This window comes from Photorhabdus sp. RM323S (assembly GCF_042879375.1).
GTDB classification, from domain to species: Bacteria; Pseudomonadota; Gammaproteobacteria; order Enterobacterales; family Enterobacteriaceae; genus Photorhabdus; species Photorhabdus tasmaniensis.
In genome coordinates this window covers 14283-27182 of the sequence record NZ_JBHFKZ010000027.1, presented here as the reverse complement: position 1 = coordinate 27182, position 12900 = coordinate 14283, and the positions used below count along the sequence as shown (strand labels likewise).

8 protein-coding genes are annotated in these 12900 nt (G+C 40.6%); 4 read left to right on the top strand and 4 right to left on the bottom strand.

Annotation, left to right across the window (positions count from 1 at the left end; translation table 11 throughout):
• Positions 1 to 45 precede the first annotated feature (45 nt).
• From ACGF7G_RS12545 to prpB, 3 genes are read right to left on the bottom strand one after another with little or no spacing between them, the layout of a single operon-like run.
• A complete protein-coding gene (locus tag ACGF7G_RS12545; protein WP_387465872.1) occupies positions 46 to 1497 on the bottom strand; it encodes a bifunctional 2-methylcitrate dehydratase/aconitate hydratase in 1452 nt (483 codons plus the stop codon).
• Positions 1498 to 1552: 55 nt separating this feature from the next.
• Entirely contained in the window at positions 1553 to 2719 is a 1167-nt protein-coding gene (prpC, locus tag ACGF7G_RS12540; RefSeq protein ID WP_387465870.1) for a 2-methylcitrate synthase, read from the bottom strand.
• Positions 2720 to 2778: 59 nt separating this feature from the next.
• Positions 2779 to 3669: a methylisocitrate lyase gene (gene prpB / locus ACGF7G_RS12535; protein WP_387465868.1), complete on the bottom strand. Its 891-nt coding sequence runs from the start codon at positions 3667 to 3669 to the stop codon at positions 2779 to 2781.
• Positions 3670 to 3943: 274 nt separating this feature from the next.
• Here prpB and prpR point away from each other — a divergent pair, with 274 nt between their 5' ends.
• From prpR to ACGF7G_RS12515, 4 genes are all read left to right on the top strand, one after another.
• Complete coding sequence (prpR, locus tag ACGF7G_RS12530) at positions 3944 to 5617, top strand: propionate catabolism operon regulatory protein PrpR (protein ID WP_387465866.1); 1674 nt, start codon at positions 3944 to 3946, stop codon at positions 5615 to 5617.
• 307 nt (positions 5618 to 5924) lie between these two features.
• Positions 5925 to 7427 (top strand): DUF4041 domain-containing protein, encoded by a 1503-nt coding sequence (locus tag ACGF7G_RS12525; protein ID WP_387465865.1) that lies wholly within the window; start codon positions 5925 to 5927, stop codon positions 7425 to 7427.
• 198 nt (positions 7428 to 7625) lie between these two features.
• Positions 7626 to 7814, top strand: coding sequence for a hypothetical protein (locus tag ACGF7G_RS12520; RefSeq protein WP_387465863.1), 189 nt, complete (start codon positions 7626 to 7628; stop codon positions 7812 to 7814).
• Positions 7804 to 9429 carry a class I SAM-dependent methyltransferase gene (locus tag ACGF7G_RS12515; RefSeq protein WP_133815184.1) on the top strand — a complete coding sequence of 542 codons (1626 nt, stop codon included), beginning with the start codon at positions 7804 to 7806 and terminating at the stop codon, positions 9427 to 9429. Before ACGF7G_RS12520 ends, ACGF7G_RS12515 begins: the two co-directional genes overlap by 11 nt.
• A gap of 149 nt (positions 9430 to 9578) precedes the next feature.
• Here ACGF7G_RS12515 and ACGF7G_RS12510 read toward each other — a convergent pair whose 3' ends face one another.
• The gene (locus ACGF7G_RS12510; RefSeq protein ID WP_387465861.1) at positions 9579 to 12569 is read right to left on the bottom strand and encodes an Eco57I restriction-modification methylase domain-containing protein; all 2991 of its coding nucleotides are present in this window, start codon (positions 12567 to 12569) and stop codon (positions 9579 to 9581) included.
• Between the last annotated feature and the right edge of the window lie 331 nt (positions 12570 to 12900).

Below are 12900 nucleotides of genomic sequence, written 5' to 3'. Positions count from 1 at the left end.
TTAGAGGCAGCACTCTGGGAGAGTAGCCGCTGATAGTATTTCAGATCATATAACGTATAAATCGAGGTATTCGTTTACAGGCATGTTTTCCAGTAACAGACGGTCAAGGGAAACAGACAGAATTCTCTTTTGCTGGGTTTCAGGGAACTGACGTGCTAGGTTAGTTTTGAATTTTTTCAGCAATAACGGCATACCTTCTTTGCGACGACGAGCGTGGCCGATAGGGAATTCGACTTTGACTTCATCAAGCTGGCTGCCATCTGCAAATGTAACGGTTAATGCGTTAGCAATAGAGCGTTTTTCCGGATCGTGGTAATCACGGGTAAAATCAACATCTTCAACACACACCATTTTTTCCCGCAGTGCATCAATACGGGGATCGGCCGCGACACTATCTTCATAATCCGCCGCAGTGAGACGGCCAAAGATCAAAGGAACCGCAACCATATACTGAATACAGTGGTCTCTGTCCGCAGGGTTGTTTAACGGACCTTGCTTATCAATAATCCGAATACAGGCTTCATGGGTACGAATGGTGATTTTCGTGATGTCATTGATGGTCTTGCCAGCGTCTTTCAGTTGCTGATGCAAGCTCATTGCCACCTCTACAGCAGTTTGTGCATGAAATTCCGCCGGGAAAGCGATCTTAAACAACACGTTTTCCATCACATAAGAGCCATATGCGCGCTGGAATTTGAAAGGCTGCCCATTGAACAAGACATCATAGAATCCCCAGGTTTTTGCGGTTAATACAGAGGGATATCCCATCTCACCCTTTTGTGCCATAAGGGCCAGACGAACAGCACGGGATGTCGCATCACCCGCCGCCCAGGATTTACGTGAGCCAGTATTGGGGGAATGGCGATAAGTTCTCAGCGACTGCCCATCAACCCAAGCGAGCGATACCGCATTCAGGATCTCTTCCCGGTTCAACCCCAGCATTTCAGCTACGACAGCGGTCGAAGCCACTTTTACCAGAACGACGTGATCCAACCCGACTTTATTGAACGCATTCTCCAGTGCAAGGCATCCCTGAATTTCATGCGCTTTGATCATGCCCATTAAAACAGCTTTGATTGTGAGCGGCTTTTTGCCACAAGCCACGGCATTTCTTGATAGCCAGTCAGCCACCGCCAGTATGCCACCAAGGTTATCGGACGGATGTCCCCATTCAGCCGCCAGCCATGTGTCATTAAAATCCAGCCACCGGATCATCGTACCAATGTTAAACGCCGCCTGTACGGGATCAAGCTGGAATTGTGTTCCCGGTACACGTACACCATTAGGCACAACCGTACCCGGCACAACAGGCCCCAGTAATTTCTTGCAGGCCGGGTATTCCAACGCCTCTAGCCCACAGCCCAACGTATCCAGAAAACAGTAATAGGCCGTTTCATGGGCAATGGATGATGTGATGGGGTATTCCATTACATAATCCACGATATCCACAATCACCTGATCATATTCAGGACAGTTGTTTACAACAGAGGTAGACATAATAATTCCTTGTTAAAAAAACATGAATGCAGGAAACACTGCACCAAAAATAACGTTATCCACGCTCACCAATTGGCGTAAGTATCCGATTTCCCGGCCCGGTATAATTGGCCGAGGGACGGATAATTTTGTTATCAATACGTTGTTCAATGATGTGAGCCGCCCATCCCGATGTACGAGCAATCACAAACAACGGTGTAAACATCGCCGTCGGTACGCCCATCATGTGATAGGAAACCGCAGAGAACCAATCAAGGTTCGGGAACATTTTTTTGTTAGTCCACATTACGGATTCTAGTCGATCCGCAATATCAAACATTTTGGTTGTTCCTGCCTCTTTGGAAAGTTGCAGAGCTACATTTTTAATCACTTTGTGACGGGGATCTGAGATGGTGTAAACCGGATGACCAAAGCCGATAATGACCTCTTTTCTTGCCAGACGCGCCAGGATATCTGCTTCTGCTTCATCAGGATTTTCATAACGTTGTTGAATTTCAAAAGAGACTTCGTTTGCTCCACCGTGCTTTGGCCCTCGCAATGCGCCAATTGCCCCAATGATGGCAGAGTAGATATCCGTGCCGGTTCCTGCGATCACTCGACTGGTAAATGTCGAAGCATTAAACTCGTGTTCTGCATAAAGGCTCAGGGATGTATGCATGACTTTTTCCCATGATTCACTGGGTTTTTTACCATGCAGAAGGTGAAGAAGATGCCCACCTATCGACTCATCATCGGTTTCTACCTCAATACGGCGTCCATTGTGACTATAGTGATACCAATAGAGCAGCATGGAGCCGAGAGAAGCCAGCAATCTGTCAGCAATATCACGCGCACCGGCAAGATTGTGATCGTCTTTTTCAGGCAATGTGCAGCCAAGAACGGAAACACCTGTACGCATGACATCCATCGGATGAGCGGCGGCGGGCAATGCTTCCAATGCTGCCTTGACGCTACCCGGCAAGCCTCTCAGGGCTTTTAATTTCGTTTTATAAGCAGCCAGTTCAGCACGGGCAGGCAATTTTTCATGGATTAACAGATATGCGACTTCTTCAAATTCACACTGAGTTGCAAGATCAAGAATATCGTAACCACGGTAGTGCAAATCGTTGCCATTTTTTCCAACGGTACAAAGCGCGGTGTTACCCGCACTCACTCCTGAAAGGGCGACAGATTTTTTAGGCTTGAAAGTGGTTGACTCAGTAACCGTGTTTTGTTCACTCATTGGTCTCACCTCTACTGTTTTATGCCATATAAAATGATGAAATTGGGTAGAACTGTCCGTTATTGAGATTTTTTCTGGGAGAAAAGCGCATCCAGTTTTTGTTCAAAATCGTAGTAATTGATGCTTTCGTATAACTCGTTGCGAGTCTGCATCATATTTATTACATTCTTCTGTGTCCCTTCATGACGAAGAGTGGTGTAAACCTGCTGGGCTGCCTTATTCATTGCCCGAAAGGCAGAAAGCGGGTAAAGCGCGATAGAGACATTCACCCTTTTCAACTCTTCGGTCGTGAAAAGTGGAGTCGCCCCAAATTCAGTGATGTTAGCCAACACGGGAACCCTGGTTATTGACGCAAAAGTTTTATACATGTGCAATTCAGTGATCGCTTCAGGAAATAACATATCCGCACCGGCTTCGATATAGGCTTTGGCCCTGTCAAGCGCCGCTTCCAAACCTTCAACCGCCAACGCATCAGTACGGGCCATAATGACGAAATTCTCATCAGTACGGGCATCGACTGCGGACTTGATGCGATCAACCATCTCCTCTTTAGACACAATCTCTTTATTCGGACGATGACCGCAGCGCTTCGCACCGACTTGATCCTCAATATGCATCCCGGCAGCGCCAGCTTTAATCATTGAACGCACGGTGCGAGCCACATTAAAGGCAGAAGAACCAAAACCGATGTCGGCATCCACCAGCAATGGCAAGTCACATACGTCCGTAATACGGCGGATATCGATCAACACATCGTCCAGCGTTGAAATTCCCAGATCAGGCATACCCAATGACCCCGCCGATACCCCGCCACCAGAAAGATAAATGGCTTTATAACCCGCTTGTTGCGCTAACAGCGCATGGTTCGCATTGATGGTGCCAACAACCTGTAATGGCGATTCAGTTTCTATAGCCTGACGAAATGCTAAACCGGCAGAGGAAAGCGGCATACATAACCTCATTGTTATTATAATGAAATGTATTTGTTAACAAGCAATGTGTATGCCAATAAAGTAAAAAATGACTAATAGATCTAAAAAACAAGACAGATTCTATATCAAGGTATTGTTTTTAAATTAAAAAACAAAGTTTAAAAAATTGACTACCCTGTAGAAAAGCATCATTGATACAGCAGCGTCTTTGTTTCATAATGAATCAATTATGTTTCATGAAACATAATTAAAACAATTACGAAACATTGAATTATCGTGGTGGGGAAACGGGATGGCAGAAACACAATCAGTAGAACGTGATAGCAGTGACAAACCGATCATTTGGACGGTGTCCATTTCCCGTCTTTTTGATCTATTCCGAGATATCACACCGGAGTTCGACCATCAGGCAGATATCACACCCATCCAACTTGGTTTTGAAAATGCGGTTCAGCATATTCGTAAACGGCTAACAACCGAACGTTGTGATGCCGTGCTCTGTGCCGGTTCTAATGGGGCCTATCTAAAAAGTCGTTTATCAGTGCCTGTTATCATTGCCAACGCTAGCGGGTTTGATTTTATGCTGGCATTAGCCCGTGCACGACAAATCAGCTCTCGCATTGGCGTAATCACCTATCAAAATACATTGCCTGCTCTGGAAGAATTTCAGCAACGGTTCAACTTGCGTATTGAACAACGCAGCTACGTAACAGAAGAAGATGCGCGGGCCCAGATCAATGCATTAAAAGCCATCGGTATCAAAGTCATTGTTGGTGCCGGGCTGATTACCGATCTTGCTGATGAAGCTGATCTTGTCGGTGTTTTTGTCTATTCCGCAGATTCTATTCGCCGGGCATTCCATGATGCACTGGATATTGCCAGAATGACCAAGCTCAATCAGGCTTCAATTTCTGTCTATCCAACAGAGCAAACTTTGCGTACCCGCCACACTCTCAATGATATCCGGGGGGATTCTGCTGTGATGGAACATGTTCGCAACACCGTCATGCTATATGCTCGTTCGCCGGCTACTGTCCTGATACAAGGGGAAAGCGGTACAGGGAAGGAACTGGTGGCACAAGCCATTCACCATGAATATGCTCTCCGGCATGGTCAAGTTGCCGGTAAACATCAGCATCCATTTGTTGCTGTTAACTGTGGTGCCATTGCGGAATCTCTGCTGGAAGCTGAATTATTTGGTTATGAAGAAGGGGCGTTCACGGGTTCACGGCGTGGAGGGCGAGCCGGTCTTTTTGAAGCCGCTCATAGGGGCACACTATTTCTGGATGAAATTGGTGAAATGCCCCTGCTTCTTCAAACACGGCTATTAAGGGTACTGGAAGAAAAATCCGTTGTCAGGGTTGGAGGGCACCGCCCCATTGCTGTTGATGTTCGGATCATTTGCGCCACACATGGCGATTTGGATACCTGGGTTCAGGAAAGGCGTTTTCGGACCGATCTATTCTATCGTCTGAGTGTATTACGGATCAATATTCCCGCTCTCAGAGAAAGGGGCAACGATATTGGTATATTAGCGCTGGAATATCTGCGACGGGCATTTGCCGCATTGAATTTGCCGGTATCACAGTCAAGAGTACAAGAACTTTCTACCTGTCAGGAGGCATTGCAAGCCTATCATTGGCCCGGTAATGTCCGGGAATTACGTAATCTCATGGAACGAATCGCGTTATACCTCAGCGCCCATACTGAGCATGCATTGACACCTGAATTGATATTGGCTCTTTCACCGGAGCGCCAACCTGCTCTCAGACTGACCGAAAAAAGTATAAAGCCCTTGTTAACTGAGCAATCTTCACTTGTTGCGCCACTCTCAGCCCATGAAACTATGGAACGGTTTTCTGGCAATCGTCAGGCAGCGGCAGAATATTTGGGGATTAGCCGTACTACGTTGTGGCGACGGTTGAAACAAGAGATGACAGGGAATAAGGGAAAGGGAATCGATTGAATGCAGTTATCAGGTAAAGCTACTTTTTCGACATGGGAGCAACGTTGTTCGCTTCTATTTACTTACTTATAAAATAACGGCGATATGAAACGAGAACTCAACGTTTTTATCAAAACGCTATTTATAATATGCTTCTACCATACCTGACTGTTGTCTATTGAGTCGGTTGGTCAAAGCAAATCTCATGGTTTGAATAGCATCAGGGAACCGAGTTGTTTAAGACGCCTTACTCATAGCAAAGTAACGAAACACCTATCATCATTACAGTTGGGATAGTCAATTCATTTAATTACGGAGCTAACGAAGCATGTCCCCAATGTCATTTTACATCGCGATTTTCATCGCACTCGTATCAATCTTTACGCTTATATTCTTTGCCAGGAAATTAAAAACGGCAAGACAAAGACTGTCCGCAAAAGATGCCATTATTGAAGAATATAAAATCCGCTTTAGTGACTATTTTGATGTTGATGCGGAGTGCAAAAAGCTCATTTCCGATACTGAAGATGAGAAAAACCGCATTGAATTTGACGCAGCTCAACGGCTCACCAAGATCAATGATGATGCATTTAAAGCTGAACACACCAAATCTGAAATTGAGGCTGATATTCAGTCACTTCGTGATAGTTATCGCAGCAAGAAAGAAATCTATGATGGCTTGGTGCGTCAGCTAGCTATCTACAATGAAGATTTTGAACTGGCTGAACTGGGCTTTTATCAACCCCATTTTGACTTCAATGCAAGTGAAAAATTTAAAGAAAAAATTCTCCGTAACCGAGAAAAACAAAAAAGGATCTTGAAAGATAAGGGCATTGCCAATGCAATTTACTGTTCAACCGAATGGACTGTTGGCGGTTCACGAGCAGAAGGCAAGAAACTCGCTACCCGCGCAATAAATATTACCGCCCGAGCCTTTAACAATGAATGTGACGCCGCGATTGCCAACTGTACCTGGAAAAATGCCACAGCAATGGAGGAGCGCATACGTAAAGCGTTTGATGCTATTAATAAGCTGAACGAAACCAATCAGGTCCATATCAGCCGTAACTATTTGGCTCTCAAACTTGAAGAACTTCGCCTGACACATGAGTTCCGTGACAAAAAACAGCAAGAAAAAGAAGAGCAACGTGAATTACGTGCTCAGATGGCTGAAGAAAAGCGGGTTCAAATGGAGATCGAACGTGCGATTCGGGAAGCAGAGGCGGAGGAAGAACGATACGAACGAGCTCTCGACAAAGCACGTAAAGATCTGGCTAAAGCCAGCGCTGAACAGCGAGCCAAATACGAAGAGCAAATTTCTAAATTGGAGGCTGAAATTAAAGAGGCCGAAGAAAAAAGCCAAAGGGCACTCTCAATGGCACAACAAACTCGCCGAGGCCACGTATATATCATATCTAACATAGGTTCTTTTGGTGAGGATGTTTATAAAATAGGCATGACTCGCCGCTTAGATCCACAAGACCGTATTGATGAGCTGGGTAGTGCTTCAGTGCCGTTCTTATTTGATATCCACGCCATGATTCGTTCTGAGGATGCTCCTACCTTAGAAAAAGCGTTGCATGATCGCTTTGATAGTCACCGCGTTAACGCTGTTAACCGCCGTAAAGAGTTTTTCAATGCAAGCCTGAATGAGATCAAAGCTGCTGTGACAGAATTTGCCGGCAACGATGTAGATTTCGTCGAAACTGCTGTAGCGAAAGATTATTACGAGACAAAAGTAATGCGTGAACAAGAGTTGATAACATCGGGATCGCAGGATGGAAAGAAAGTGACTAACACTAAAATCCCTGCATTCGCAGATGCTATTTGACCCATACTATCAAGGGCTATGCTGGTGGTTCTAACCTCTTATCGACGATAGAAACACCAGCTTGAACGTTACTTACAAAACCTGGCGTGAGAAATCATTAATATGCAATCTAAGCTTCCGATTGATTCTATAATAATGATGTAATGTATGTTATATTAGTAACTTAAATCATATAAATTTCATTAGGTGGTTTGACTAGTGGCTAAAGGTGTATCAGGTAGGATCGTTCTAGAAGTAGATCCCGAACTAAAAAAAACGCTTTATTCAGTGTTAGCAATGGAACAACAAACACTTAAAAACTGGTTTGTCGATAAAGCACAAAAGCATATTGATGAAAAAAAACCCGAACTAATTAAAAGCTTTTCAAAGGTAGATAATGAAGTTTAAAGCAGATCAAACCATCCAGAAGTTAAGAGGTGGCTACTATACACCGCAAAACTTAGCTGATTACGTTACTAAGTGGGTTCTAAGTAAAAACCCAGATCATGTATTAGAGCCTAGTTGTGGTGATGGTGTTTTCGTTCAATCACTTAGTAACAATAACTGTGACAAGAACATCAATTTATCTTGTTTTGAACTCATTGATACCGAAGCAAAAAAAGCATCAGAACGTTGCAAAAATCTTAACTTCAAGAATTCTTTTGTAACAGAAGGAGATTTTTTGGGTTGGGCTAATGAACAAATCCGAGCTGGTGAATCTCTTTTTGATGGTGTTCTTGGTAACCCTCCTTTTATTCGATACCAATTCTTAGAAAAAGGCTTTCAGGAGCAAGCCGAACTTATTTTTAATCAGTTAGAGCAGAAGTTTACAAAACATACTAACGCTTGGGTTCCATTCCTTTTTGCATCATTAGCATTGCTTAAAAATGGTGGTCGTATGGGTATGGTTATACCCTCTGAAATCATTCATGTGATGCACGCTCAGTCACTGCGTAACTTTATGGGTAAGACTTGTTCAAAGATTGTAATTATCGACCCGAAAGAGATTTGGTTTGAAGATACTCTTCAAGGAGCAGTAATAATTCTCACAGAGAAGAAAGAAGTTCCTGAACAACTATCCAAAGGGGTAGGGATTATTAGTGTCAATGGTTTTGACTTTTTGCAAGATGACCCGAATGTGTTATTTGACAATACCATTGGCATCAATGGTGAAACAGTCGCAGGGAAGTGGACAAAAGCAACGTTAGAACCAAATGAACTATCGCTTATTAATTCATTGATAAAACATAAATCTGTTCATCAGTTTAATGAAATTGCAAAGGTTGATGTTGGGATTGTGACGGGAGCTAACAAGTTCTTTTTAGTGGATAACAACACTGTTAATCGTTATGGATTATCTGAATACTCTCATCCTATGTTTGGTAGAAGTCAGCATTGCCCTGGTATTTTGTATGACAAAGCACAGCATGAAGAAAACCAAGGACAAGGCTTACCTACAAATTTCTTGTACATAGAAAATGAGTTTGAAACGTTATCGAGCAGTATTCAAGAGTATATCGAACTTGGTGAAACCGAAAAATATCACGAGCGTTACAAATGCCGTATTCGCCGGCCTTGGTATAAAGTTCCATCGGTGTATAGTACTGAGATTGGTATGTTAAAGCGTTGTCATGAAGCCCCAAGACTCATCCTAAATGATGTAGGCGCATACACAACAGATACTGCTTACCGAGTTACTTCGACATTCACTACTACTGAAAATTTAGTATGTAGCTTCCTAAACCCTCTGACGGCGATTACTGCTGAATTAGAAGGGCGTTATTATGGAGGCGGTGTATTAGAACTGGTTCCTTCTGAGATTGAAAAGCTGTATATACCTATAATCGAAAGCTTTGAGCACGATATCATAGAGATAAACAAGAAAATCAAAGAAGGTAATATTGAAGAAGTCATCAGAATGCAAGGTGAAACCATATTAACCAAATTAGGTTTTTCTAGACAAAATAATGAAACACTAATGTCAATTTGGCGAAAACTAAGAGATCGTCGACTTAGAAAGTAACTACCAATAATAAAGCAGCTCACTGTAAAGATAAAATGAGCTGCTTTGAGCACCTGTAGTTTATTGACTGTTTTTGGCAGGTTTCTCCTGACAACAGAGACAAGTAAATTTTGGCAATTACACAAAATCATGTACAGGGCCCTTTGACTCTATAAAGATTTATATAAGTCTTCTACTGAAGGAATTTTTCTGTCCAAGTCTCCTAAGTTGAAAAGCTCCTTAATCATGTTATCCATTTCTGCTTGTTTAACTTCAAGTTGGCGTTCTAATACAATTTTCTTACGAACACCTGATTTTAAAATTTCACTATATAGGCCATTCATTTCTTTTTGCTGATTAGCGATTTTGTCATGTTTTGAAATTTGAACATGATCAGCAAAGTCAATAGTTGGGATTGGCATTCTGGTTTGAACTTTTGTTCCACGAGCAACAAAACCACCACGAAAAATTTCACCGTAAATTGAAGCAAACCACTCCAAGTAGCGAGATGACAAGACCGCCTGGATATAATAAATAGAATAGTTACACTCTTCTGGCACGTTGATAATGCTATAACCAGCTGTGCCACCAGAAGAAACGAAAGTCTTTTGATTATCGATTGAATATTTATAACCATTTGATAATACACCAACAATCAATTTCTGAGCTACGTCGCAGTTCTCTAATGCTTGACTTCGACCGTATCTATACCACTCATTAGGTGTTGCCGGATCAGGTTTGATTGAGCGTTTACCATCATCAAGTTTATCTTTTACAACATGAAGGAAATTGAACATACAGGGATAATGGTTCTTTAAATTGTCATATTCGATAAACTTAACTTTACTCTCAACTTTATTGTATGGATAAAGAACAAAAGAGTTTGGTTCGACATCTTTGTAAGTATAAAAATGATCAGAACGATCAGTCTCAAAATAAGGTCTAGTTAATTCCTTTTCAACTTTATATTCTTTACCATGAAACTCAAAATAAATAAATCCATTTTCTGACTTAATTTCCTTGTGTATATAATAGTTATTTGCGCTGGTTTGAATACCATTAGCAATTGAGTTTTTTCCTAATATATCACCCAGCGTTTCAGAACACTTAAACATACGTTCTAAAATCTCATTGGTTTCCTTTTCCAGAACCCATGTGTCAGAGTTTAATTTATCAACTTCATAAGTACTTAATAATAGTGTTTTATTTTCTCGTGTGAGCCATTTTTTAAAGTCACTTACTTCATAGAAAGAAAACTCTTCTTGCTTTGATTTTTTTAGGAATAATAAACAAGTGTAAGTAGTCTTGTTCTTAAATACTTGATTAGACCCAAACGAGATTAACTTACACAAGTATTTATTATCTGAAAGTAACTTTCTTAGGTTTTTACCAGCACCAACCTTAGTAAACTTAGAAGGTAGTATATAACCTAAATAACCACCATCTTTTAATAATTGCATTGATCGCTCAACAAATAGAAAGTATTTGTCAAATTGTTTAAATGCTGATTTATATTTTTTCTTATATATAGCCAGTTCAGTAGGCGTAATCTGATTCATATGTTCAGTTGCCATATATGGGGGATTACCAACAATGACATCAAACTCAAATTCGTTGATATTGAATGGATTTACAGAAACAATATCTTGTGGTTTTATTGCGTCCATTTGATCGATTAAACTATTGCCGAAAAGAATATTCCGGTCTAAATCAGGTAGGATAGGTTTTTCCGTTCCTATCGTTTCTTTTGATTCTCCTTCTAATAGTTTTAATAAAAGACCAAATGAACACGCCTTAACTGCGTTATAGTCTTTATCTACACCATAAATACATTTACGAAGGATTTCTTTTTTAATAGACAACTTTAACGTGAATGTATGCTCAGTGAGTTGTCTCAGCTTAGACCTATCATGAACCAAATAGTAGTCAATCAGAATATCTTGAAGCGTTTGGAAAACTTCAAGAATAAATGCACCAGAACCACAAGCAATATCAGCAAACTTAGAGCTTAATATTTCATAATCTGATTTTCCTCCACAGTATTCAATAACTGTGTTTCTGATAATGTCTTTAACGATATGGTTGGGAGTAGTGACTACATCACGATCAATATGCTCTTCTTTTAGCTGTACATCTACACTTCCATCCTCTAAAATACGAACCTTTTCCCCAAAAAAGACCTCATAGATATTACCTAAAATATCTGACGAAAAGACGGAAAAAGAGTATGTGCTTTGTGGAAAATAAAGCTGTTTAATGATAGTCCAAATAGATGATTCTTTATTATTGATTAATTCATCTATATGTTCAAGCGCAAATAAACCAGAATTGTATTTCTTATCAGCATCGTGGAGCTTAGATACAAGTGACTTATAATCTTTTTTCTCTGCATAATGATAAAGTGTCTCATAGTCTTCAAGATCACGATCTTCACATACTCGTAAGAAAACAATACTGTTGATATATTTTTGAATTAAATCATTTAATTTTTCTTCATTTAATTCTTTCTTGATACAAAGAAACTCTTCTGCTAACAATAAACGCCAATCGTTTATTTGTTTCAGGAATAAGTCATCGATACTGAACTTAGAAATATTATTTTCGATCTCTGACCATTCATTGTCAAATTGTCCAGAATAAACACTTTCTCGACCAATTAGGGACTTGATTTCATCAAAATTATCCACTAATTCAGTATAGTGATAACATTTCACCCGCGAATTAGATGCTTGCTCATATTCTTTTACTGGTGTTGAACAGTCATAAATTACAGTATATTCAAAGTTAGATAAAACAGAAATCTTTAACTTTGCAGTAAATCCGTATCTCCTGACTTGCTTTGCAGGCTCCGGGTCTTTAAAAATGTCAACGCTTGGCTTTTTAGCTTCAACAAAAAATTTTCTTTCGGAGAAAAGTCTGAATGTATAGTCTGGTTTTTTTGTGTTTTCTCCTGCCTTACCTTTTAATCCTTCTTCGACAAGTACCTCTCTTTCATTTGTTATTTTGCCCGAAGAGTTATTGATATCCCATCCAAGTATTGTAAAAAACGGATCAAGGAAATCTGTTCTGAGTTGTGTTTCGTTATATTTCTTTGACTGATAATACTGTTTGTCTTGTTTATATTTTTTTACTAACTCTATTAGTTTTCCCTTACTATTCATCTTAATTTCTCTTAATAAAATCAATAGGTTGATTCACATAACCATCTTGCAATCCAATAAAAATCAGTAATTTTTCTACATTTATTTTAATATAAGCAGTCGTTTTCCTTATACTTTAAGTGTAATCATCTACTTCATGATAACCAAAAATCTGCATTTATTCTGATTCTCTCAACTCTGAAAAACCACATGAATTAAGCTTTCCTATGAGTATTTCTTCCGTTGAAGAAAGTGAAGTTCGGTTGTAGTACTAGGTTATAGATGGTTAGACATCTGATCCAACGACAGATAAATTCTGCTGGGCAATTATTTATACAGCTTTCACCGCAGA